Raw genomic sequence first — 22,331 nt, forward strand, 5'->3', positions numbered from 1 at the left:
CCCGAGCCCGCCTCACCCCTCCGAGCGGGCGGACTGCTTGAACAGGGTCGGGTCCAAATGGTGGCGGTTCAGGAGCTTGTAGAATTCCGTCCGGTTGCGCTTGGCGAGCCGGGCGGCCTGACTCACGTTGCCGCCGGTCATCTGGAGGACCCGGGCGAGGTATTCCCGCTCGAACTCCCGCCGGGCGTCCGCGAATGAGGGCAGCTCCTCCGGGTCCTCGTTGAGGGCCCGCTGGACCAAGTCCTCCGAGATGATGGGGGTAGGGGAGAGGGTCACCACCTGTTCCACCACATTGAAGAGCTGGCGGACGTTGCCGGGCCAGGGAGCGCTGACCAGCCGCTCCATGGCCTCCGGGGCGAAGCCCTTGACCGTCTTGCCGTACTTCTCGGCGAGCTGGGAGAGGAAGTGACTGGCGAGCAGGGGGATGTCCTCGCTGCGGTCCGCCAGCGGGGGAAGCTCCAGGGCGACCACGTTCAGCCGGTAGTACAGGTCCTCCCGGAAGCGCCCCTCGGCCATCTCCTCGCCGAGGTCCCGGTGGGTGGCGGTTATGATCCGCACGTCCACGGGGATGCCGTCGGTGGCCCCCACGGGGCGCACCAGGCGCTCCTGCAGCACGCGCAGCAGCTTGACCTGGAGGGTCAGGGGCATGTCCCCGATCTCGTCGAGGAACAGGGTTCCCCCGTGGGCGGCCTGGAACAGGCCTTTCTGGTCCTGGGTGGCACCGGTGAAGGCCCCCTTCTTGTGGCCGAACAGCTCGGATTCGAGGAGGGTCTCGGGGATGGCCCCGCAGTTGATGGCAACGAAGGGCTTGTCGGCGCGAGGACTGGCCTTGTGGACCGCCCGCGCCATCAGCTCCTTGCCGGTGCCGCTGTCGCCCTGGATGAACACGCTGGCGTCGCTGTCGGCCACCATGCGGGCGCGGCCGAGGACGTCCTCCATGAGCGGGCTGCGGGTGATGATCTCGGACCGCCACGGGGCCTGCCGGCCGTCCTCTTGCCCTTCTTCCGCACCGCCGGAAAGGGTGAGGGCCTTCTCCACCTGTTCCATCAGGTCGCTGCTGTCGAAAGGCTTGGTGAGGAAGCTGAACACCCCCCGCTTGGTGGCCTCCACCGCGTCGGGGATGGAGCCGTGGGCCGTGAGGATGATGACCGGCAGGGTGGGGTGGCGCTCGCGGATGTTGTCGAACAGAGCCATGCCGTCCATGCCGTCCATGCGCAGGTCGGTTATGACCAGCTGGGGGCGCACCGCGGCGAGGTTGGCCAGGGCCTCGTGGCCGCTTTCCACCGCCGCTACCTGGTAGCCGGCGGAACGGAGGCGGATGGAGAGAAGTCGCAGGAGTCCCGGATCGTCGTCGACCAGTAGGATGCGTTGGGCGCGGTCCATAGCTCGTTCCAGTGCTGCGGGGAATCAGTCCCGTTGTCGAATGCTGCGCTCGATGTCCTTGAGGGCCTCCAGCTGCTCATGCAACTTCTGGAGGCGTTCCTCCAATTCCCCTTTTTCCCGGCTAAGCTCACGGTGGGCCGCCCGACTCTCGGCTACATTATTGGCCAGTTCGTCCACCCGTTGCTCCAGCTGCGCGGCGTGCTCGAACAGCTTGTTGCGTTGCTGAAGCTGGTCTTTGAGGAGGAAAGCCATGTTCCGGAGGTGTGGGGCCATCTGGTCCGAGCTCCCCATGCAGGGACCGAGCACCTTCCCGGGCTCCGCCGACACCGCTGGGCCCGAATCGGCCACAAGGGTGAGGATCGCCAGTCGTAGACGGTCGGCAGTGCACCGATCCTCCGGGACCCAATTGCGGAAGTTCCGATACTCAGCCGCCAGCGTCTTGCTGTCGAGGGTCGAAGCGTACCGATAGAAGGCGGCCAAGTCATCCGCCGAGCCCGACGGGACAGACCGGTCCAGCGTACCGCATCCGGCCAGAAGGGTCATCAGCAGGGCCGCGGATGCCGGGCGCCAGGCCGTCACGCGGCCTCCTTCTTGCTGTTTAGCGGCAGGGTGACGCGGAGGTGTCCGCCCGGCTGCTCGGCGTCCACCACCTGGATGCTGCCATGGTGGGCGTTGACGTATTCCCGGGTGATGGACAGGCCCAGGCCGGATCCCTTGATGTAGCCCTGCGCCTGGACACCGCCCTGGAAGAAGGCCTCGAAGACCCGCTGGGAGTCCTGGGCACTGATGCCGGGCCCGCTGTCCACCACATCCAGCGTGACCGAGTCCGGGGAACGGGTGGCGGCGATGCCCAGCCGCCCCCCCTCGGGAGAGTACTTGACCGCGTTGGAAACCAGGTTGTCCACGATGGTGCGGAGCTTCTCGCGGTCCGCCGTCAACTGGATGCTCTCCTCGAGGTGGATGTCCAGCTCCAGATGCTTGGCCATGGTGGCAGGCTTGTGGGTTTCCACCACCTCCTCAATGAGCTCCCCCAGGTCGACCTTGGTGAGGTTGAGCGCGGGTGGACCGATCTGCACGTTGCTGAATTTCAGCAGGTCCTCGATGAGACGCTGGAGCTGCCCGCTGCTGTTCCGGATGATCCGCATGATCTCCAGCTGCTCGTCGTTCAGTCCGCCCACCGTCCCCTCGTCCATGAGCTCTGTACCTTCCCGGATGGCGGTGAGAGGGGTCTTGAGCTCGTGGGAGACGTGACGCAGGAAGCGGGTCTTCTCCTGTTCCAGCTCGCGCAGCCGTTCCCGAAGCCAGTCCAACTGCTCGCCGATGTGCTTCAGATCCTGGGGCCCGCCCACGTCGATGCCCTTGTTGAAGTCCCCGTCTCCGAGCTGGCGGATGGAGCGGTCCACCTCCCGGATGGGGCGGGAGATCAGCACGGTGAACAGGGCGGCCGAGGCCAGGGACAGCGGAATCAGGGAGGCGGCCAGCCAGAACAGCACCTCCTGGGCCTGGCTCGCGTCCTTGCGCAGGACGTCCACCTCCCGGTCAATGAGCTCGTTGCTCCTCGACAGCAGAATCTCCGCCTTGCGGGTGAGGCCGATGAAAGCGTCGGCCACCTCCTTCTGGTTGCGGTCAGTGGGCTCCGCTTGCGAAACGTGCTCGAACAGGGCCGATTCTGCCAGGAGCAGCTCGCTGGCGAGCTTGTACTGCTTGCTGGTCAGGGGGAGGTCTTTGAGCCGGGCAACGTTGTCCTGGAACTCCTCATGGGTTTCCCGATAGGCATCGAACAGGGGTTCGTCCTGCAGGACCAGAAACTGGCGGCCGGTTCGCTCCATGGAGGTGACCTGCTCGATAACCTCGTCGCTGTGCTGAATGGCGCGCACGGCCTGGTGGACGGCATCCTGGCTCTGCTCGGCCAGGCGCTCCACATGGATGGCACCGTAGGTCAGCGCCCCGATCAGGGGCAAAGAAACCACCCCGAACCCATACAGGATGAGCATGGGCAGGGATTTTGGATGCTTGATCGCCATCGGCCGGACCTGACCTCACCCCCTTAGCGCCGCGCCGATTGCGGCTTGGCGGGCCCAGCTTACTGGGTCGACCCGCAAACCTCCACCCCCGGGCCTAGACTGCCTCAAGAAACTGCACACTGAAGTACCCGTCCGGATCGGTCCACACCCGGGCCACCCGGAAGCCGGCCCGCTCCGCCAGGTCCCGGAAGCCCGCCAGGGTGTACTTGTAAGACCGTTCGGTACGGATGGTCTGGCCGGTGCGGAAGGGGATGGCACGCCCGGCCACCCGGATCTCCTGGTCCTTGAGGCTTTCCAGATGCATCTCCACGCAACCGAGATCCTCGTTGTAGCGGGCCCGGTGACGGAACCCGTCCAGGTCCAGGTCCGCCCCGAGCTCGTCCCGGAGGCGGTGGAGGAGGTTGCTGTTGAAGGCCGCGGTCACCCCTTCCGGATCGTCGTAGGCTCGGAGCAGGACGTCCACGTCCTTCTGGAGGTCCAGCCCGACCACCATGGCTCCGCCCGAACCCGCCAGCGCGGCCTGGCGAGCGAGGAAGGCCTCCGCCTCGGGCAGGTCGAAGTTGCCCAGGGTGGAGCCGGGGAAGTAGAGCAGGGTCCGGGCGGCTTCCGTGCGCGGGGTCGGAAGGGAGTAGGGCCGGGTGTAGTCGGCGGCCACGGGGAGGACTTCCAGCCCCGGATACGCGGCGTCCACGCGGGCCGCGGCGGCCTCCAGGTGCTCCCGGGAGATGTCCACGGGCACGTATGCGGCCGGCTCCTCCAGATGGTCGAGCAGGGCCTGGGTCTTGTTGCTGCTGCCGCTGCCCAGCTCCACCACCAGCGCCCGGGGTCCTACGGCCGCGCTGATCTCTCGGCCCCGGGCCGCCAGGATGGCCAGCTCCGTGCGCGTGGGGTAATAGGCGTCGAGCTCGCAGATCCGGTCGAAGAGCTCGGAGCCCCGCTGGTCGTACAGATACTTGGGGGAGAGGGAGTAGGGGGCCTCGCGCGTGCCCTGGAGGAGGTCGGCGAGGAGCTCCTCCCCGTCCGGACGAGCGGCCTCGAGGGGGGACGGCCGGTCCCCGGGGGAATTCGTCATGGCACTGCCCTTGACCTGGGAAGGGGACCTTTTCAGCCTGCCAGCACCGTACCGATCCGGTCCATGGCCGCCTTGAGCGAGTCCAGATCCGTGGCGAAGGACAGGCGCATGTAGCCGGGCGCCCCGAAGGCGCTCCCGGGTACCAGCGCAACCCCGGCCCGGTCCAGGAGGTGGGTGGCCAGGGCCACGTCGTCCTCCAGGCCCAGGGCCTCGATGGCGCTGTGGAAGGAGGGGAACAGGTAGAAGGCCCCCTCGGCCCGCCGGCAGGAGACGTAGGGGAGGGCGTTGAGGGCCTCGGAGACGTAGTTGTGCCGTTCCCGGAAGGCCTCGACCATGGGCTCGATCAGTTCCGGATCGCTCTCCAGGGCCGCCAGGGCTGCGTGCTGGCTGATGGAAGCGGGATTGGAGGTGCTCTGGGACTGCAGCTTCTTCATGGCCGCGACGAGATCCCGCGGCCCGGCGGCGTAGCCGATGCGCCAGCCGGTCATGGCGAAGGCCTTGGAGACGCCGTTGAGGACCACGGTGCGGTCCTTGAGGTCCGGGGCCACGTTGAGGATATTGCGGAAGGGCGTGGGGCCCAGAAGGATCTTTTCGTAGATGTCGTCGGTGAGGACCACCACCTGCGGGTGCTTGCGCAGGACCTCCGCCAAGGCCTCCAGCTCCGCCTCCGAGTACACGGCGCCGGTGGGGTTGGAGGGACTGTTGAGGATCAGCAGCCGGGACCGCTCGTTCAGGACGCTGTCGAGCTGGTAGGCGCTGATCTTGAACCCGGCGGTGTCATCGGTTTCGATGGTGACGGGCTCGGCCCCGGTAAGCTTGACGATATCCGGATAGGAGACCCAGTAGGGGGCCGGGATGACCGCCTCGTCGCCCTCCTGGAGGAGGGCCTGGGCCAGGTTGTACACCACCTGCTTGCCCCCGCTGGAGACGATCACCTCGTCGCTGCCGTACTCCAGCCCGTTTTCGTTGCGGAACTTCGCGGCGATGGCCCGTTTCAAAGAGGCCATGCCGTCCACCGGGGTGTACTTCGTCTGCCCGCCGTCAATGGCCGCCTTAGCCGCGGCGCGGATCGGCTCGGGGGTGACGAAATCCGGTTCGCCGGCCCCGAGGCCGATCACGTCGCGGCCCTGGTCGCGCAGCTCCGCGGCGCGGGCGGTGACCGCCAGGGTCGGGGACGGCTGGATGCGCTGGACACGGTCGGAGAGGCGGAGTGCCAAGGGTACCTTGCTCCCGTCGAAGGCCATGGTAAAGACGAGAAAACTAGCATAACTGCGCGCTCGCCGCCATTTGGGGGCTTCCGTCGCCCCCGGGGCGCCGTCATCACTTGGTAGAATGGTCCCATGGAAAGCAGACCCTTCAGGCTGGACAGCAGCTACGAGCCCAGCGGCGATCAGCCGCAGGCCATCCGCCAGCTGGTGGATGGCTTCGCCAATGGCGAGGCCTACCAGACCCTGCTGGGGGTCACCGGCTCCGGCAAGACCTACACCATGGCCCAGGTCATCCAGGAGCTGGGCAGGCCGGCGGTCATCATGGCGCCCAACAAGACGCTGGCGGCCCAGCTCTACGCGGAGTTCCGCGGCTTCTTCCCGGACAACGCCGTGGAGTACTTCGTCTCCTACTACGACTACTACCAGCCGGAGGCCTACGTCCCCAGCAGCGACACCTTCATCGAGAAGGACGCCTCCATCAACGACCACATCGAGCAGATGCGGCTGTCGGCCACCAAGTCGCTGCTGGAGCGTGAGGACGCCATCATCGTCGCCTCGGTGTCGGCCATCTACGGCCTCGGCGACCCCTCGGCCTACCACGGCATGATCCTGCACCTGCGCCAGGGCGACCGCGTGGACCAGAAGGAGATCCTGGCCAAGCTCACCGACATCCAGTACCAGCGCAACGAGATGGACCTGCGGCGGGGCACCTTCCGGGTGCGCGGCGACACCATCGAGGTGTTCCCGGCCGAGAACGAGTCCGAGGCCATCCGCATCGAGATGTTCGACGACGAGGTGGACGGCCTGTCTACCTTCGACCCGCTGACGGGGGAGGTGACCGCCCGGCTGCCGCGGGTCACCGTCTATCCCAAGACCCACTACGTCACGCCGCGGGCCACGCTGCTGGAGGCCATCGAGCAGATCAAGGCGGAGCTCAAGGAGCGCCTGGCGGAGCTGCGCGCCGACAACCGGGAGGTGGAGGCCCAGCGCCTGGAGCAGCGCACCAAGTTCGACATCGAGATGATGCAGGAGCTGGGCTACTGCTCGGGCATCGAGAATTACTCGCGCTACCTGTCCGGGCGCAATCCTGGCGAGCCGCCGCCGACCCTGCTGGACTACCTGCCCAACAACGGCATCATGATCATCGACGAGTCGCACGTGACCATCCCGCAGATCGGCGGCATGTACAACGGCGACCGCAGCCGCAAGAAGACCCTGGTGGAATACGGCTTCCGGCTGCCCTCGGCACTGGACAACCGACCGCTGCGCTTCGAGGAGTTCGAGCGGCTCATGCCGCAGACCGTGTTCGTCTCTGCTACGCCCGGGCCCTACGAGCAGGAGCACGCCGGCCAGGTGGTGGAGCAGATCGTCCGGCCCACGGGCCTGGTGGATCCCCGCGTGGAGGTGCGCCCCGCCACCAGCCAGGTGGAGGACCTGCTCTCGGAGGCCAACGAGCGCATCGACGCCGGCGAGCGGGTGCTGGTGACCACGCTCACCAAGCGCATGGCCGAGGACCTCACCAGCTACCTGGAGGAGATGAACATCCGGGTCCGCTACATGCACTCGGATGTGGACACGGTGGAGCGCTCGGAGATTATCCGCGACCTGCGCCTGGGCAAGTTCGACGTCCTGGTGGGCATCAACCTGCTCCGCGAGGGGCTGGACCTGCCCGAGGTGTCGCTGGTGGCCATCCTCGACGCCGACAAGGAAGGCTTCCTGCGCTCGGACCGCAGCCTCATCCAGACCATCGGGCGGGCCGCGCGCAACGTCAACGGCACCGCCATCCTCTACGCGGACACCATGACCGGCTCCATGCGCCGCTCCATCGACGAGACCGAGCGCCGCCGGGAGAAGCAGCAGGCCTACAACGAGGCCCACGGCATCACCCCGGAGACCATCCAGAAGGAGGTCCAGGACATCCTGGAGGGGGTCCCCGAGAAGGGCGGCTACACCGGCCCGGCGCCCAGGAAGGTGGCGGAGGGGCAGGGGGGCTACGAGGCCCTGAGCCCCGAGGAGGCCGACAAGGAGATCAAGCGCCTGCGCGAGGAGATGTTCGAGAAGGCGCGCAACATGGAGTTCGAGGAGGCGGCCCGGCTGCGCGACCGGGTGCAGGAGCTGGAGTCCAAAGCCCTGGGCGTGGAATAGCCCAAGGCCTCCGGGCCGCCGCAATTGCCAGCACCAATCGGGATAGGGAATGAACGAGCACGACGGCGAGATCCGCATCCTCGTGGTCTGTCTGGGCAACATCTGCCGGTCGCCCACCGCCCACGGCGTCCTGCAGCGCAAGCTGGAGGAGGCCGGCCTGGACGGCCGCGTACGGGTGGACAGCGCCGGCACCGGCGACTACCACATCGGTAAGATGCCCGATCCGCGCGCCCGGGAGGCGGCGGCCGGGCGCGGCTACGACCTCACGGGGCTGCGGGCCCGCCAGGTGGAGCCCGATGACTTCCGGCGCTTCCATTTGATCCTGGCTGCGGACAGCGAGAACTACGCCGACCTGGTGGCCCTGGCGCCCAGCCCGGCGGACCGGACCAAGGTGCGGTACCTGCTGGACTTCGCCGCCTCCCCGGAGCAGGAGGTGCCGGACCCCTACGCCGAGTCGGAGGAGGCCTTCGACCGGGTCCTGGACCTGGTGGAGGAGGCCGCCGACGGCCTGGTGGAAGCGGTGCAAACGGGGGAGTGGATCGCCCATGCCTCTGCCTGAAGCCCTTCGCGAACGGACCGAGGAGATCATCGGTGCACCCCTCGAGGGGGCCGCCCCCCTGAGCGGCGGCTGCGTCGGCGAGGTGTACGGCGCCCGCGCCGGCGGGCGGGAGTACGTGGTCAAGGTGGAGACCCCGGCCACGGACCTGCTGGAGACGGAGGGGCGAATGCTGCGCCACCTGGCGCAGCGCAGCCCCTTGCCGGCACCCGATCCATTGCATTTCGAGCCCGGCCTGCTGGTGATGCCGCGCATCGACGGCGACCACCACTTCGGCCCTGCCGCCGAGGAGCACGCCGCGGACCTGTTTGCCGCCCTGCACGGCGAGCCTGCCCCTCATTTCGGTTTCGAGTACGATACGGTCATCGGCGGACTGCCGCAGCCCAACCCCCGCTACGACAAGTGGGCGGACTTCTTCGCCGAGGCCCGCCTCCTGGAGATGGCCGGTCAGGCCCGAACCGCCGGGCGGTTGGACGATGCCCTGTACGGTCGCATCGAGCGCTTCGCCGCCGATGCCGCGGACTGGTTCCCCGAGCCCGAGCATCCGGCCTTGCTGCACGGGGATGCCTGGGACAACAACATCCTGGCGGTCGGTGACCGGATCACCGGCTTCATCGACCCGGCCCTGTACTGGGGCCACCCGGAGGTGGAGCTCGCCTTCACCACCATGTTCCGCACCTTCGGCGACCGCTTCTACGCCCGTTACGGGGAGCAGCGCCGCATCGAGCCGGAGTTCTTCGAGGTGCGCCGGCCGCTGTACAACCTCTATCCGCTCCTGGTCCACGTCCGCCTGTTCGGCGGCCCCTACCGCTCTTCGGTGGAGAGCACCCTGAAGCGGTTCGGGTACTAGGGCTCAGAAGGCGGCAAGGGGGCGCCCTGCTGCGCCCCCGGCCGCCCACGCGGAATGAGGGGGATTCGGCAAGGCCGGTTCAGTCGGCTCCGGAGATCCGCAGCCGCCCTTCGGTCCCGCTTTCCCCTTCCGGCTTTGCGTTTTTCCTTCGTGCCTCCAGCTCCTCGAGGTTGCGTTCCGCCCGCCGGTAGTAGGTGGGGCTGGCCTCCAGCGCCCGGCGCAAGAACCGTTCCGCGGCCTCGTGATCCCCCTGGAGCATGGCCACGTAGCCCACGTTGTTGCTGGCCTCGTGCCGCTCCATGCCCCGCTTCAGGATCCGGAATGCCTCCCGGTACCGGCCCTGCCGCGCCAGGACGACTCCCAGGTTGTTGCGCAGGGGAGGGTAGTCGGATCCGCGCTCCAGGCCCCTGCGGAGGATCCGCTCCGCGGCCTCCAGGTTTCCGGCCATGGCCTTGGAGAACCCGAGGTTGCTCAGGACGCGGGCGTTTTCGGGGGCCACCTCCAGGGCCCGCCGGTAATCCCGCTCGGCCCGGGTGTACTCCCCGTGCAGGTCGTGAATGAATCCCAGCCCGTTCCAGGCCCGCCAACGTGCCGGCTCGCGCTCCACCAGCCCTTCCAGGATCTCCCGTGCGGGGGCCAGCTTGCGCAGCCGCAGCCGGGCGAGGCCCAGCCCTTCCAGGGCCTCCCCGTGGTCGGGCTCCAGCTGCGCCAGACGCGCGAAGACCTCCTCGGCCCTGGCGTGCTTCTCCTGCCGGGCGAAGGCTTTGCCGAGACCCAGCAGGGCGCCGGTGTCCTCGGAACGGTCCTTGACCACCTCCCGGAAGTGGCGCTCCGCCTCCCGCCATTCCTCGTCTTCCAGGGCCTCTCGGCCCCGCTCCAGGTGCTCCTCCGGGTCCAGTTCCAGTTCCTCGGGATCGGGGTCGCGCTGCGCCACATCGCCCCGCTGAACCGACTGCACCTCCGGGCCCCGTTCGTCTTGGGTGGCGCAGCCCGCGAGGAGGAGGAGCCCGAAGGCAAAGAGGCAAGGTTTGCGGAAGGGAATTGGCATGGCGACCTCGCGCTGTGGAGGAGCGGGGACCGTCCCGGCGGGGGCCTACCCGCCAAGGACGGGCCCCAGGCCCCGCTTGATCTGGATGACGGCCGGACCGAGGATCACCAGGAACAAGGCCGGAAAGATGAACAGGATGACGGGGAAGATCAGCTTTACGGGCAGCTTGGCGGCCTTTTCCTCGGCGATCTGGATGCGCAGGGTGCGCATCTCCTGGGCCTGCTCCCGCAAGGCCTTGCCGATCCCCGTCCCGAAGCGCTCGGCCTGGATCAGGACGCTGACCAGCGCGCGCACCTCCTCGATCTCCACCCGCTCGGCCAGGTCCTTCAGGGCTTCCTCCCGGCTCTTTCCCGCGCGCAGCTCCCACCCCACGATGGCCAGCTCCTCCGAGATCTCCGGGTGGCTGAGCTTCAGCTCCCGGCTAACCCGCTGCAGGGTGGCGTCGAATCCCAGCCCCGCCTCCACGCAGACCACCATCATGTCCATGGCGTCGGCGAAGCCGTCGCGGAGGGCGGTAAGGCGCCTCCTGTGACGGCGTTCCAGCGCCCAGTCGGGGAGGTAATACCCCGCAATGCCCAGGCTCAGCGCGCCCGCCAGGGCTAGGGGGCTCCCGACGAACAGGGACTTGCCGTACACCAGGGCCCCGACCAGCAGGGCGAGCACCAGGAGGCCCAGGGCCAGAAGGGCCTTCAGGCCCATGAACACCTCCAGGGAATGGGGGGCGCGGATCCCGGCGTGTACGAGCTTCTGCCGGATCCGGGATTTCTGCCAGTCCTCGTCCGGTACGGTGACCTGCGACAGCCGGTTGGAGATGCGCACGAGCCAATTGCGATCCGGTCCGGCCTCCTCCCCGGCCGCCTGCCGACCGCGGGGACGCAGGAAGCTGTCCAGGCGCTTGCGGATCGGCGCCTGCCGATTGAGAAGCAGCGCCCCCACCCCCTGGATCGCGAGCACCACCGCGAGGAAGAACAGGCCGGAGGCGATGGTCCAGGCCTGCTCTCGCGTTATTTGGATGAATAGTTCTTCCATTTCCTGTTCCGCCCGGTCAGATGTGGAAATTGACCATCCGTCGGATGACGAAATAGCCCACCAGGAAGAGGACCAGCTGCGCTCCGAGGATCATCCGGCCGAAGGGCTCGGTGACCAGGGGGGCCAGGTACTCCGGGTTCATCACACTGATGGCGCCGGCCACGACGAAGGGCAGGGCGATGAGCACGTGGGCCGACATCTTCATCTCCGCGGCGTTGATCTGGACCTCCCGATACGTGCGCTGCCGGGCCCGGATGATCTCGGCGAGGCGGGTGAGCAGGTCGGCCAGGTTGCCGCCGGTGGCGCGCTGCAGGTTGACGGCGGTGGCGAAGTAATGGACCTCGGGGAGGCCCACCCGGGAGGCCAGGTTGTACAGGGCCGACTCCAGGTCGAGCCCGAAATTGACCTCCTCGAAGGTGAGGCGGAACTGGCTGGCCACCGGTTCGGGGAGCTCCCCCGCGGCGGCATGGAGGGAGGCGGGAAACGGGTTTCCCGCCCGCAGGCTGCGGGCCAGAAAATCCAGGGCGTCGGGCAGGATCTCCGCGAAGCGGGCCTGGTTCTGGGCCACCCGGCGGCGCAGCCATAGCAGGGGCACCCCGATCCCCGCAGCCGCGCCCACCACCACGGCGGGCAGGAGGTTCCAGCCCGCCACCGCCGCCAGGGCCAGGAACAGCCCCCCGGCCATGCCCAGGCCCAGGGCCAGGAAGCGGGGGACCGACAGGTTCACTCCGCTCTGGACCAGCATCCGGTCCAGGACCTGAATGCGCGGAATGTAGGCGAGCAGCCGGTTCAGCCAGGGCAGATCGCTGAAGCGGTCGCTCTTGATGAGATCGGGGGTCGAGGTGCCGTGCTCGCCCCCGGCGGAAAGGGTGCGAACCCGGTCCAGGAAACGGGTCCGCCCGTCGCCCCGGAGACTCCGCAGGAGCAGGTACAGCCCTTCCACCAGGAGGACGACAGCCACGAATACCAGGGCCGAGCTCGCATAGAGACCGAGATTCGGATCCATTGGGCGTCCTATTCGTAGGTCCGGTCGGGATCGAACAGAGTGTCGTCGAGCTGGATCCCCTGCTCCCGGAACCGGCCGAGGATCTGGGGGCGGATGCCCGAGGCCTGGAAGACCCCCTGCACGCGCCCTTCCTGGGAGACCGTCTGCTGCCGGAAGCGGAAGATCTCCTGCATGCTGATCACCTCCTCCTCCATGCCGGTGATCTCCTGGATGCTGGACACAAGCCGACGGCCGTCCATGAGACGTTCCAGCTGCACCACCAGGTCCAGGGCCGAGGCGATCTGGTGCCGGATCACGTTGGGCGGGATGGAGATGCCGGTCATGCCCACCATGTGGTCCAGGCGGGTCATGGAGTCGCGCGGGGAGTTGGCGTGGATGGTGGTCAGGGAGCCCTCGTGCCCCGTGTTCATGGCCTGCAGCATGTCCAGGGCCTCCTCGCCCCGGACCTCGCCCAGCACCATGCGGTCGGGGCGCATGCGCAGGGCGTTGCGCACCAGGTCGCGCTGGGTAATCTCGCCCTCGCCCTCGATGTTGGGCGGACGGGTCTCCATTCGGACCACGTGGGGCTGCTGCAGCTGGAGCTCGGCGGAGTCCTCGATGGTCACCACCCGTTCCCACTCCGGGATGGACCCGGACATGGCGTTCAGCAGGGTGGTCTTGCCGGTTCCCGTGCCGCCGGAGATGAGCACGTTGACCCGGGAGCGCACGGCGGCGCGGAGGAAGTCGGCCATGCCGGCGGTCAGGCTCTTCCCCTCCACCAGGTTCTCCATGGTCAGCGGATCTTCGCTGAACTTGCGGATGGACAGCATGGGCCCGTCCACCGCGATGGGCGGGATCACCGCGTTGACCCGGGATCCGTCCGCCAGGCGCGCGTCCACCATGGGCGAGGACTCGTCGACCCGCCGGCCGATGCCGCTGACGATCTTGTCGATGATGCGCATGAGGTGGTCGTCGTTCTGGAACCGGGCCGATGCCTCCTCCAGGCGCCCGGCGCGCTCCACGTAGACGGTCTGGGAGGTGTTCACCAGGATGTCGCTTACCGTGGGGTCGGCGAGGAGGGGCTCCAGGGGCCCGAGGCCCAGGACCTCGTCCTGGATCTCCTGCACCAGGCGGTCCCGTTCCCCGGCGTTCAGGGGGATGTCTTCCTCGGCCAGCATCTCCCGGACCAGCTCGCCGATCTGCTCCCGGACCTGGCCCGGGTCCATATGCTCGATGACGGCCAGGTTCATGCGGTCCAGGAGGCGGCGATGGATCTGCCCCTTCATCTCCTGGAAATCGGGGAGGTTGGGGCCCCCCCGGGGCCTTTCCCCCTGGGGTCCGACCGTGCGCTCCGGATATTCCGCCATGGCTTCCTGCTCCGTTATCGCCGCAAGAGGTTCCACAAGGAGCCGCCCCTTCGCCGGTTTCCGGCCGAGGCCGGGGCGGCGCCGGAGGACTGGGTGAGGCCGCGGGCGAGCGCCTGGAGATCCCTGGCCAGCGGGGACTGGCGCTTGACCTCGGCCACCGGGCGGCCCTCGGTCTGGGCCCGGTTGGCCGTCTCGAAATCGTTATGCAGGCGGGCATCGATCTCCCGCCCGAGGAGGGCGGGAATGTCCTCCTCCCGGATGTCGCCCAGCCGCTTGCCCCGGACCCGGTTCAGGAGCAGCTGGACCCGGTCCGCCCGCGCCCCCAGGTGGGACAGGCCGTCCAGGGTGGTGCGGGCGTCGTGCAGGGTGGCTAGGTTCTGCTGCGCCACCAGGTACACCGGATCCGCGGTGGCCAGGATGGTCACCAGCAGGGGATTGAGCACCCGGGGCACATCCAGGACCACGTAGTCGTGGCCCTCCAGGGCGGCCGCCAGGATGGCGCGGGCGGCCTCTCCGGGGATCTCGCCGCTGACCTGGGGAGAGGCCGGGGCCGCCAGCACCCGGAGGCCGCTGGCGTGCTCGCTCATGAGCGCGTTCAGGAACAGGGGATCCACCCGCTCCGGGGCCTCCACGGCGTCCTGGATGGTGCGCTCCGGGCGCAGGTTGAGGGACATGGCCACCGCCCCGAACTGGAGATCCAAGTCCAGGATGGCCACCTTGGCCTGCTCCCCGGCCGCCAGATGGTAGGCCACGTTGGTGGCGATGGTGGTGGCCCCGGCCCCGCCCTTGGCGTTCAGGAAGGCGATGGCCTTGCCCCGGGGGGCCTGGCCGGCCCGCAGGCTGTCCCGTTCGGAGGCGAGCAGGGCCTCCAGCTCCCGGGCCAGCTGGTCGGGGAGCTCCGGCTGGGGCAGGACGTCCCGGACCCCCGCCCGCATGAGGGTGCGCAAGGTCCTCAGGTCGCCCTGGGCGTAGGTAACGAAGACATTGGCCCGGTCGCCGACCGTGGCCACCAGCTCCCGGGTCTGCTGGAGGTCGCCTTCCTCCTGGGTGTCGATCTCCAGCAGGATGAGGGGAGGGGGGGCCGCCACCTCGATGTGGCTCATGGCCCCTTCCGGTCCCACCATCCGCAGGTCCAGGTCGACCCCCTCCAGGCCCTGGGCGGCCTCATGCACCTCCCGGGCAGTGGCTGGATCGGCGAGGAGCGCCAGAACCTTGAGCCCGCTGATCATTGGAATGGCAACCTCTCGTTCGCCGGCATGAGCCGCCCCTCAGGAGACGGGCTGGGTCTCCAGGTCCTCCGAGGTCCGGCTGGACGTGAACGCCGGCAGGGTGATCTCCGCCGGCAGACCCAGGACCTGAGGAACCATCAACCGGTGCGCCACCTCCCGGACCTCCACCGCGACCGTCAAAACCGGGGTGGGCCGGTCCGCATGGCCGGTTCCCGAGCAGCGGTAGGTCACGGCCACCTGATCCGCTTCCAGGGGGGCGTAGATCCCCTCCATGGCGGAGAGGGTGCGGTCCCCGGGAGAGGTCTGGACCTCGCCGTCCGTCCCTTCCGCGCAATCGTCGAGGAGGTCGCCCAGGTCGGCCGGCGGGTCGTTGACGATGGCGGTACGGACCCCCGCCCGGCTGGCCTCGGCCACCCGGGACCAGTTGAACAGGGCGTAGCCGAATTCGAGCACCCCCAGGGCCACGACGAGGAAGAGCATCAGCCCCACGGCCAGCTCCACCAGGGCCGCACCCCCTTGGTTCCGGGGCCCCTCGCCCGGGCCCAAGGCCTCATTCGCCAACGTAGCGCTCCTCGGCGGTCCCCACGAGGACGAGGTCGGCGAGGCCGGGGAGATGCCCCGGGGCCACCACCGGCTCGAAGGCCGCCTCCGCCCGCACCCGGACCACGCAGGGAGAGCCGGCCAGGCCTTCCCCCTCGGATTCTCCGGGGGCAGTCGCATTGACCGTGACGGCATCCGTTCCGAGGTTCGGCACCAGCGGGTCCTCGCCGCCGAAGGGGTCGCCGTAGACCACCAGACGGCTGGCCCTCTGGACCCCGTCGCCCCAGGTTTCCCCCGTATCGCAACTCTCCCAGTCCAGGGCCCCGGGCTCCCGGCTCAGGTAACGGGCCCCCGATTCCACCGCCTTGGTGAGGATGTGGCTCTGGTAGAGCCCGCGCCCCAGCTCGACGACCCCCACCAGGAGGAGCATGAGCAGGGGGAATACGAGGGCCAGCTCCACGAGGGCAGCGCCCCGTTCCTCTTCGAAGGCCGGTTGCCTATTCATAGAGCTGGACATCCACGTGGTATTCCTCGTCCTTGGCGCTCGCCAGGCCCATGTACTCCACCAGGAAGTCGATGTCGGTGTCCGAAGCCCCCTGCCTGGCCCGTTGGAGAACGAAGAACTTGGCGAAGGCCTCGGCGGTCACGTCCATGTCCCCCTTGACCTCCTGCTCCTTGCAGTTCACCGCGGCCACCAGCAGGGTGCGCCTTCCCGGCACCGAGGCCGGCTCGGAGTCGAAGTCCAGATGGTTGGGGTCGGCGAGGCCGTCGGGGATGGGCTCCGGGCGCTCGGGGGTCGGGGCCGGATCGGTGTAGGTGTCGTGGTCCGGAACGGGGAGGGGCAGATCGGCGTCCGCGGGGCAAGAGACCCCGTCGCCGGCGTCCGGGTCGCAGGGCGGGTACCCCTGGGCGGTCTCCCATTCGTTGACCTCCTTGCGGGTCCAGGAGTCCCAGTCCACCGGCTTGGGCTGGCCGTGGTAGGCGTGGTACTCCGCCCAGTAGTCCGCCGCCGGCCAATCCCCCTTGCCGAAGCGGTCGTCCATGCCGCCAATGTCCCGAAAGCTCTGGTCCTGGGGGTAGCCCATCACCCCAGGGGCGGGAGGAAACTCCTTGGGGGTCAGCCCCTTGTAGAGATCAAAGCGGGTATTCCATCCGTGGTTGGGCCAGCTCTGCACGGTTCCCGTACGGGTGTGGAGGTTCGGGTAGGTACACCCCTGGCGACTCGGATCGGCGATGTATTCCCCCAGCGCCTTGGCTCCGTGCTCGGGATCCCCCGATTCGTCCGTGGGCCGGAGGAAGGCGAAGTTGCCCGGCTCCCAGTGATCCGGTTGGTATTTGAGGTACATCGAGTCCCCCGGCTCCAGCAGGGGCCCCCCGGGGCGCTGGGGGTCCACCGCCTCCCGGAAGGTCTCCCCCTCCGCCTCGAAGGGATTGCAGAACATCAGAGGGGGAAATTCGCACATGTAATAGTGCCGTCCGGCGAGCGCCCGGACGTCCACCTGCAGCTCGTCGTCCATGGACACGCCCGGCAGGATGTCCAGGACCGGCAGGAGGAAAAGCTCCACGGGCCACTGCTCGATCCGGACCTCGACGTAGTGCGCCTCCCGGTGGGAGGTGGTCTCCACCTTGCCGGAGTCGGCCGGATCGCGGCTGGAGCCGATGGTGGCGTAGAAGGTGAAATTCTCGTCGGGCAGGACTTCCTCCAGCGGGATCCCCTGGGGCTCCAGCATTTCCCGGGCGGCCACCCGGGCCCGCTCCAGGGCCCCGTGGCGGGCGTTCAGCTCGGTGGCGGCCGCCAGGGCCGCCCCGTCCACGGCGTTCTGCAGCCGGCTGTTCCAGAGGGCCAGCCGGCCGAAGTCCAGGGCCAGGCCCGTGATGCCCAGCAGGACCACCATCAGGACGGCCATCATGGGCAGGATCGCCCCGCCTTCCCCGTCTCGGCGACTCCGCATCGGGCCCGTCCCCCCGGGGCTCAGTTCCCCTGCATGTTCTCGAGGAGGCGCTCCCCGTCCGCCTCGCTCTGTTCGGTTCGGTAGTCCTCCAGCACCTGCTCGGCCTTGGGCCCGTCGAGGAGGGTGGCCGCGGGGTCCCGGCGCGGGGCCTCCGGATCCAGGAGCTGGACCTCCACGTTGCTCCGGACCGCGTCGCCGTGCCGCCGGTCCCCGCCGGCCTCCTCCCCGAAGGCCGGGGGCCCCGCCACGAGGAGGGCGATGGCCAGGGTCGCTGCCGGTGCCGGATTATGCATGGTCCGTTTCCTCATAGCTGATGGCCGTAGGCGCCTTCCATGCCCCCATCCTCGGGCGGGGTTCCGGCCGACGCGCCCTCCGCCTCCCGGCGGCCGTCCGCCGGCTCCTCCGGCGCCAGCCCTTCCACCCGGCCCATGAGGTACTGGTCGAAGCGGCTGGGGGGCAGGACGCCATCGGTGGGCATCGCCATTTGCTCTTCCCGGCCGGGCTTGACCAGGTGCGGGGTGACGACGATCACCAGCTCGCTCCGGTTCTGCTGGAAATCGGTGCTGCGGAACAGCGCCCCGAGGATGGGGATTTCCCCCAGAATGGGGAATTTGCTCACCGTGCTCTGGTCCTCGTTCTTGATCAGCCCGGCGAGGGCGAAGCTCTCCCCGTCGCCCAGCTCCACGGTGGAGGACGCTCGCCGGGTGGCCAGACCGGGGATGTTGAACCCGCCGGGGGTCCGGAAGCTGGCGGTGGGGTCGATGTTGGAGACCTCGGTCTGCAGGTTGATGTTGATCTTGCCGGGGGACAGCACGACCGGGGTGAATTCCAGCCCCACGCCGAACTCCTTGAAATCCACCGTGATGGCGTTCATGCCCTCGGTGCCCGCGGAGGACTGCGCCGCCGGCACCGGGAACTCCCCGCCTACCAGAAAGCTCGCCTCCTGGCCGGAAAGGGCGATGATGTTGGGCTCGGCGAGCGTGCTGGCCAGGCCCTTCTCCTCGAGGGCCTTGATCTGGAAGTTGACGCCCTCGAACAGCATGCCCAGGGTGCCGAAGGGGGAGGCCTGCAGGTTGCTCTCCTGGAGGAAGTCGAAGGCGAAGTCGTCCCCGGAGGTCCCCGAGGCCCCCGCCTCGGGCGTACCGGCCATGCCCGGGGCGGGGCTCCCCAGGTTGTTGCCGCCCTGCGGCGTGTCGCCGAGGTTGTTGGTGGTGTCCACTCCCAGGGACCGGAGGGCATCCCGGTTCACCTCGGAGACATTCACCTCCAGCATGACCTGCTGCCCGCCGCCCACCTGCAGGCGGTTGGTGACTTCGTCGCCGGCGAAGCTGCGGGTGATGGCGAGGGCGGTGTCCATGGCCTCCTTGCTGGACACCTCGCCGGAGAGGAGAACCGATCCGCTAGAGGCCCGCACCTGCAGGTCCTCTTCCTCGGGCAGCACCTCGTGCAGCTTGCGCTTGATGGCGGTCAGGTCGTGGCCCACCAGGACATCGAGCAGGGCGATAAGGTCCCCTTGCTCGCTGCGCAGGGCGAGATTGGTCAGGCCCGCGGATCTGCCGAGAATGAGCACCTGGCGCGAGGTCAGCAGCTTGACGTCCGCCACCTCCTCGTTGCCGAGGATGAGCTGCTCCACGGGGCGGGGGGAGCGGAGGATGCGGGATTTCCCCACCGCCAGCCGGAACTCCTCCCGCTCCTGGTCCCCCAGCTCCAGGTCCACCTTTTCCGATTGCGCCACCGGCTCCGGGGGGGCCGTCAGCCCCAGCAACACAATGGCCATCCACAGGCCCCGGACCGCCCTGCCGGCGCCACTGCCTGGCCGGCCTTCCCGCCCCGCCGTCCTCATGGGCTCGTCCTCGCCTGTTGGTCGGTGTCGTCCGACTCGCCGCCTTCCCCCTCGGGGATCCGTTTCTCCTCCACCACCAGCCCGCGGATGAGTTCCACATTCCGGTCCTTTGAAGGGGAGGGGTCCCGCTCGGCCTTCTTGGTAGTTTTCTTCCGCGGATTGGCCGGGGGAGTGATCAGATTGCCCGTGGCAATCACGTTCGTCCGAGGCGTGTCGCCGTCCCCCTCGTTGCGCAGGGCCAGGCTCAGCTCACCAACGCTCTCCGCCAGGGTGATGCGCTGGGCCTGCTCGGGCGTTGTCTGAACGGTAACCGTGTTCACCACCACGGGCTCCTCTTCCTCCTTGGAGGCCTCCTGGTCGATGCCCAGCACCAGCAGGTTCTGCTCGAGGATGCGGGTGACCTTGTCCTCCCGGATCCGCCCCGCCGTGGTGGTGTGCAGCACATCCACCCGGTCACCGGGCAGGACGAAGCCGCCCACGCCGCGGACCTCGTTGACGGGGATGGTCATGGCCCGCATGCCCTCGGGGATCTTGGCGGCGAGGCCACGCAGGTGGCCCTCCCCAGCCACCTTGTAGTCCAGCACCGGCTCCCCCTTGCGGACCTCCTTGGTCAGGGTGGGCGGGTCCTCCCCGTCGAGCAGCTGCTCGGGATCCGCATAGGCCCCCTCCGGAACCGCATCCTTCGGCCAGTCCACGGTGGTCACCAAAAGCTCCTGCAGATCCTCCCCGGCCGCCAGGTCCTCGGTGACCACCACCACGGGACGAGTCTCCACGGCGGGGGCATCCACCACCTCCGGCTCGGGGGGCTGGAGCTGGGTGTTGAGCAGCCAGACGGCGATGGCGCCGATGACAACGGCGACCAGCAGGGTGATCAGGGCCCGTCTCTCCATGGTGCCTCCCACCGGGGAGCGGCCGCGGACGGCCTACTCCTGGACGAAATAGACATTCCACGCCCGCGCCAGGGCCTCCTCCGTGAGCCCGGGCTCCTCCCCCTCGAACAGGGCGAACTCGATGATCTTGTTGACGAGGTCCCGCGGGTGGCACGCGATCAACGGCGTTCCCGTGGGCTCGTAGTGCTCCCGCAGCAGGTAGGTCACCGCCTGGTCCCGGTATTCCAGGCCGTTGGCCCGGCAGTACTGGGCGAAGATGGCCCGGTAGCCGTCCTCGTCCAGGGGGCCCAGGTGGACCTTGTAGCCGAGCCGCCGGAGGAAGGCGTTGTCGGCCAGATCCTTCGGCCGGAGGTTGGTGGCGAAGACGGGGAAGGCGTCGAAGGGGACCGGGAACTTGGCGCCGCTCCGCAGCGCCAGGTAATCGACCCCCGACTCCAGCGGCACCACCCACCGGTTCAGGAGGGTGGTCACGTCCACCTGCTGCCGGCCCAGGTCGTCGATCATGAGCAGGCCCCCGGCGGCCTTCACCTGCAGGGGCGCCTCGTAGAAGTTCCCCGCCGCGTGGTGGGCGGGCTCCAGCATGTCCGCCGTCAGCTCCCCCCCGGCGATCACCACCGGCCGCCGGCACCGGACCCAGCGGCGGTCTTGGTCCTCGCCGCCCCGGCCCAGGGAGGCAGCCCCGGACTCGGGGGCCCGGGACTCCGTGGGGACGTGGTAGACGGGATCGAAGACGCGGACGATCTGCCCGTCCACGGAAAAGGCGTAGGGCACCGCCACCTCCCCCTGCAGGAGGCGGGCGAACTGGGTAGCCAGCATGGTCTTGCCGGTCCCCGCCGGGCCGTAGAGGAACAGGGAGCTGGCGCTGTTGAAGGCCGCCCCGAGCTGCTCGAGGACCCGCTCGGGGACCACCAGGCCCGCGAAGGCCTCGGCCATGGAGGCGCGGTCCACCACCGTCCCGGCCACCGACTGGGCCTCGATCTGCCGCTGAAACTGGTCCAGGGGCACAGGAACCGGCCCTATGTAGCCGTCGTCGAGGAGATGGGAGCGGGCCCGCTCGCGGCCCTGCTGGGTGAGGAAGTAGGTCTCGGTCCCGCTCGGGGCCCCCGGGCGGGCGCCGTGGACCTCCACCAGGTGCTCGCGGCGCAGGAAGGCGATGGTGTCCTGCAGCAGGGAGGCCGGCACCCCCAGGTTGCGCCCCAGCGTGTCGAGGCGCTGGGCCCCACCGGTGTGCAGGTGCTTCAGGACCAGCTGCAGGAGGGTCTCCGGGCCCACCCCCAGGTCGGCGGCCGCGCGGGGGGCGGCGGGGCAGGGGGAAGCCTCCGGCCGGCTCCCGCCGGAGGGGCTGGAGAGCTTGCGGTGGCGGAACCGTTCCAGGACCTCCGGAGTGGCCTCTGCGGCGGGGGAGAACAGGCTCATGTCCGGGAGCCCCCTTTCGGAACCGTCACAGGACCAGCCCGGGGACGCTCGGTGCCAGGTAGAGGGCACCGAGCGTCCCCGCGGCGATGGCCACGGCGTAGGGCAGCTGCGCCGCCCCGGCGGCACCCGGGGACGCCGGGACGGGGCGCCGCACGGCGAGGGACAGGCCCAGCCGCTGCCACGACTCTCGCACACCGGCCCGCCAGACCAGCGCCAGGACCCCGAGGACGCCCCCGGCCAGCCCCACCCCCACCAGCACGGCGAGGGCCAGATGCCAGGTGACGACGGACCCCACCGCCGCCAGCAGCTTCACGTCCCCGGCCCCGAGCCAGCCCAGGGCGAACAGGGGGAAGCCGAGCAGGAGCAGGACCAGGGCGCCGGCAAAAGCGTCCAGAAACCCCGGGAGACCGCCCGCCCAGGTATTGACTGCCAGTCCGGCCGCCAGCCCGGCGAGCACCAGGGCGTTGGGGATCCGGTGCTCGCGCAGATCGTAAAAGACCCCAGCCATAAGGATGGGAGTGAGAACCCCAAGGACGGGCAGGGACGTTAAACTAAATAAAGGTGCGGGCATCCTGGGCACTCACCAATTTAGACAGGTAACCAGGAAACCGGTCGGGTTATTCCCGACCGGAAAACTCCTAACAACTTTTACTCGGCTTAAGCTTCATCTTGAAGTGTTGTTGCGATGTTATCGAAGGCCGCTTCAACTTCGTCGCCCAATGTGACTACAGTTGCGATCGCAACAACGGCGATCAGCGCCACCATAATGGCGTACTCCACCATGGTGGCGCCCG

General features: G+C 68.8%; 22 protein-coding genes. 3 read left to right on the top strand and 19 right to left on the bottom strand.

Annotation, left to right across the window (positions count from 1 at the left end; genetic code table 11):
• Positions 1-12 precede the first annotated feature (12 nt).
• From ACLFRB_RS01590 to ACLFRB_RS01610, 5 genes are all read right to left on the bottom strand, one after another.
• The gene (locus ACLFRB_RS01590; RefSeq protein WP_411067247.1) at positions 13-1,383 is read right to left on the bottom strand and encodes a sigma 54-interacting transcriptional regulator; all 1,371 of its coding nucleotides are present in this window, start codon (positions 1,381-1,383) and stop codon (positions 13-15) included.
• A 24-nt stretch (positions 1,384-1,407) separates the two neighbouring features.
• Entirely contained in the window at positions 1,408-1,656 is a 249-nt protein-coding gene (locus tag ACLFRB_RS01595) for a hypothetical protein (protein WP_411067248.1), read from the bottom strand.
• A 302-nt stretch (positions 1,657-1,958) separates the two neighbouring features.
• Entirely contained in the window at positions 1,959-3,407 is a 1,449-nt protein-coding gene (locus ACLFRB_RS01600) for an ATP-binding protein (protein ID WP_411067249.1), read from the bottom strand.
• Positions 3,408-3,501: 94 nt separating this feature from the next.
• Positions 3,502-4,479: an L-histidine N(alpha)-methyltransferase gene (gene egtD / locus ACLFRB_RS01605; RefSeq protein ID WP_411067250.1), complete on the bottom strand. Its 978-nt coding sequence runs from the start codon at positions 4,477-4,479 to the stop codon at positions 3,502-3,504.
• A gap of 32 nt (positions 4,480-4,511) precedes the next feature.
• A complete protein-coding gene (locus tag ACLFRB_RS01610) occupies positions 4,512-5,696 on the bottom strand; it encodes a pyridoxal phosphate-dependent aminotransferase (RefSeq protein WP_411067251.1) in 1,185 nt (394 codons plus the stop codon).
• Between the two features lie 123 nt (positions 5,697-5,819).
• On the opposite strand from ACLFRB_RS01610, the gene uvrB reads away from it, so the two are divergent.
• Genes uvrB through ACLFRB_RS01625 form a run of 3 tightly spaced genes read left to right on the top strand, consistent with a single transcriptional unit; the run spans position 5,820 to position 9,238 of the window.
• Positions 5,820-7,832 (top strand): excinuclease ABC subunit UvrB, encoded by a 2,013-nt coding sequence (gene uvrB / locus ACLFRB_RS01615; protein WP_411067252.1) that lies wholly within the window; start codon positions 5,820-5,822, stop codon positions 7,830-7,832.
• Between the two features lie 49 nt (positions 7,833-7,881).
• A complete protein-coding gene (locus ACLFRB_RS01620) occupies positions 7,882-8,391 on the top strand; it encodes a low molecular weight protein-tyrosine-phosphatase (protein WP_411067253.1) in 510 nt (169 codons plus the stop codon).
• Positions 8,378-9,238, top strand: a complete 861-nt coding sequence (locus ACLFRB_RS01625; protein ID WP_411067254.1) for a fructosamine kinase family protein — start codon at positions 8,378-8,380, stop codon at positions 9,236-9,238. Before ACLFRB_RS01620 ends, ACLFRB_RS01625 begins: the two co-directional genes overlap by 14 nt.
• A 79-nt stretch (positions 9,239-9,317) precedes the next feature.
• Here the strand turns inward: ACLFRB_RS01625 and ACLFRB_RS01630 are convergent, their stop codons facing one another.
• The 14 genes from ACLFRB_RS01630 to ACLFRB_RS01695 form a co-directional block, all read right to left on the bottom strand.
• A complete protein-coding gene (locus ACLFRB_RS01630; RefSeq protein ID WP_411067255.1) occupies positions 9,318-10,196 on the bottom strand; it encodes a tetratricopeptide repeat protein in 879 nt (292 codons plus the stop codon).
• A gap of 135 nt (positions 10,197-10,331) precedes the next feature.
• On the bottom strand, positions 10,332-11,315 hold the full coding sequence (locus ACLFRB_RS01635; protein ID WP_411067256.1) for a type II secretion system F family protein: 984 nt from the start codon (positions 11,313-11,315) through the stop codon (positions 10,332-10,334).
• A gap of 16 nt (positions 11,316-11,331) precedes the next feature.
• The gene (locus ACLFRB_RS01640; RefSeq protein WP_411067257.1) at positions 11,332-12,321 is read right to left on the bottom strand and encodes a type II secretion system F family protein; all 990 of its coding nucleotides are present in this window, start codon (positions 12,319-12,321) and stop codon (positions 11,332-11,334) included.
• Between the two features lie 8 nt (positions 12,322-12,329).
• A complete protein-coding gene (locus ACLFRB_RS01645; protein ID WP_411067258.1) occupies positions 12,330-13,667 on the bottom strand; it encodes a CpaF family protein in 1,338 nt (445 codons plus the stop codon).
• A gap of 14 nt (positions 13,668-13,681) precedes the next feature.
• On the bottom strand, positions 13,682-14,896 hold the full coding sequence (locus ACLFRB_RS01650) for a CpaE family protein (RefSeq protein ID WP_411067259.1): 1,215 nt from the start codon (positions 14,894-14,896) through the stop codon (positions 13,682-13,684).
• Between the two features lie 39 nt (positions 14,897-14,935).
• Entirely contained in the window at positions 14,936-15,457 is a 522-nt protein-coding gene (locus ACLFRB_RS01655) for a TadE/TadG family type IV pilus assembly protein (RefSeq protein ID WP_411067260.1), read from the bottom strand.
• On the bottom strand, positions 15,447-15,941 hold the full coding sequence (locus ACLFRB_RS01660; protein ID WP_411067261.1) for a TadE/TadG family type IV pilus assembly protein: 495 nt from the start codon (positions 15,939-15,941) through the stop codon (positions 15,447-15,449). Before ACLFRB_RS01660 ends, ACLFRB_RS01655 begins: the two co-directional genes overlap by 11 nt.
• The gene (locus ACLFRB_RS01665) at positions 15,934-17,388 is read right to left on the bottom strand and encodes a TadE/TadG family type IV pilus assembly protein (protein WP_411067262.1); all 1,455 of its coding nucleotides are present in this window, start codon (positions 17,386-17,388) and stop codon (positions 15,934-15,936) included. Before ACLFRB_RS01665 ends, ACLFRB_RS01660 begins: the two co-directional genes overlap by 8 nt.
• Before the next feature lie 20 nt (positions 17,389-17,408).
• Positions 17,409-17,681, bottom strand: a complete 273-nt coding sequence (locus ACLFRB_RS01670) for a hypothetical protein (RefSeq protein WP_411067263.1) — start codon at positions 17,679-17,681, stop codon at positions 17,409-17,411.
• Positions 17,682-17,692: 11 nt separating this feature from the next.
• Positions 17,693-19,165, bottom strand: a complete 1,473-nt coding sequence (locus tag ACLFRB_RS01675; protein WP_411067264.1) for a type II and III secretion system protein family protein — start codon at positions 19,163-19,165, stop codon at positions 17,693-17,695.
• Between the two features lie 62 nt (positions 19,166-19,227).
• Positions 19,228-20,121: a Flp pilus assembly protein CpaB gene (gene cpaB / locus ACLFRB_RS01680; protein ID WP_411067265.1), complete on the bottom strand. Its 894-nt coding sequence runs from the start codon at positions 20,119-20,121 to the stop codon at positions 19,228-19,230.
• 33 nt (positions 20,122-20,154) lie between these two features.
• Positions 20,155-21,537, bottom strand: a complete 1,383-nt coding sequence (locus ACLFRB_RS01685; protein WP_411067266.1) for an ATP-binding protein — start codon at positions 21,535-21,537, stop codon at positions 20,155-20,157.
• 25 nt (positions 21,538-21,562) lie between these two features.
• The gene (locus ACLFRB_RS01690) at positions 21,563-22,108 is read right to left on the bottom strand and encodes a prepilin peptidase (protein ID WP_411067267.1); all 546 of its coding nucleotides are present in this window, start codon (positions 22,106-22,108) and stop codon (positions 21,563-21,565) included.
• 86 nt (positions 22,109-22,194) lie between these two features.
• Positions 22,195-22,320, bottom strand: coding sequence for a Flp family type IVb pilin (locus ACLFRB_RS01695; RefSeq protein WP_411067268.1), 126 nt, complete (start codon positions 22,318-22,320; stop codon positions 22,195-22,197).
• Positions 22,321-22,331: the final 11 nt, after the last annotated feature.

The organism is Thiohalorhabdus sp. (assembly GCF_046545655.1).
In the GTDB taxonomy this organism is placed as follows: Bacteria; Pseudomonadota; Gammaproteobacteria; order Thiohalorhabdales; family Thiohalorhabdaceae; genus Thiohalorhabdus.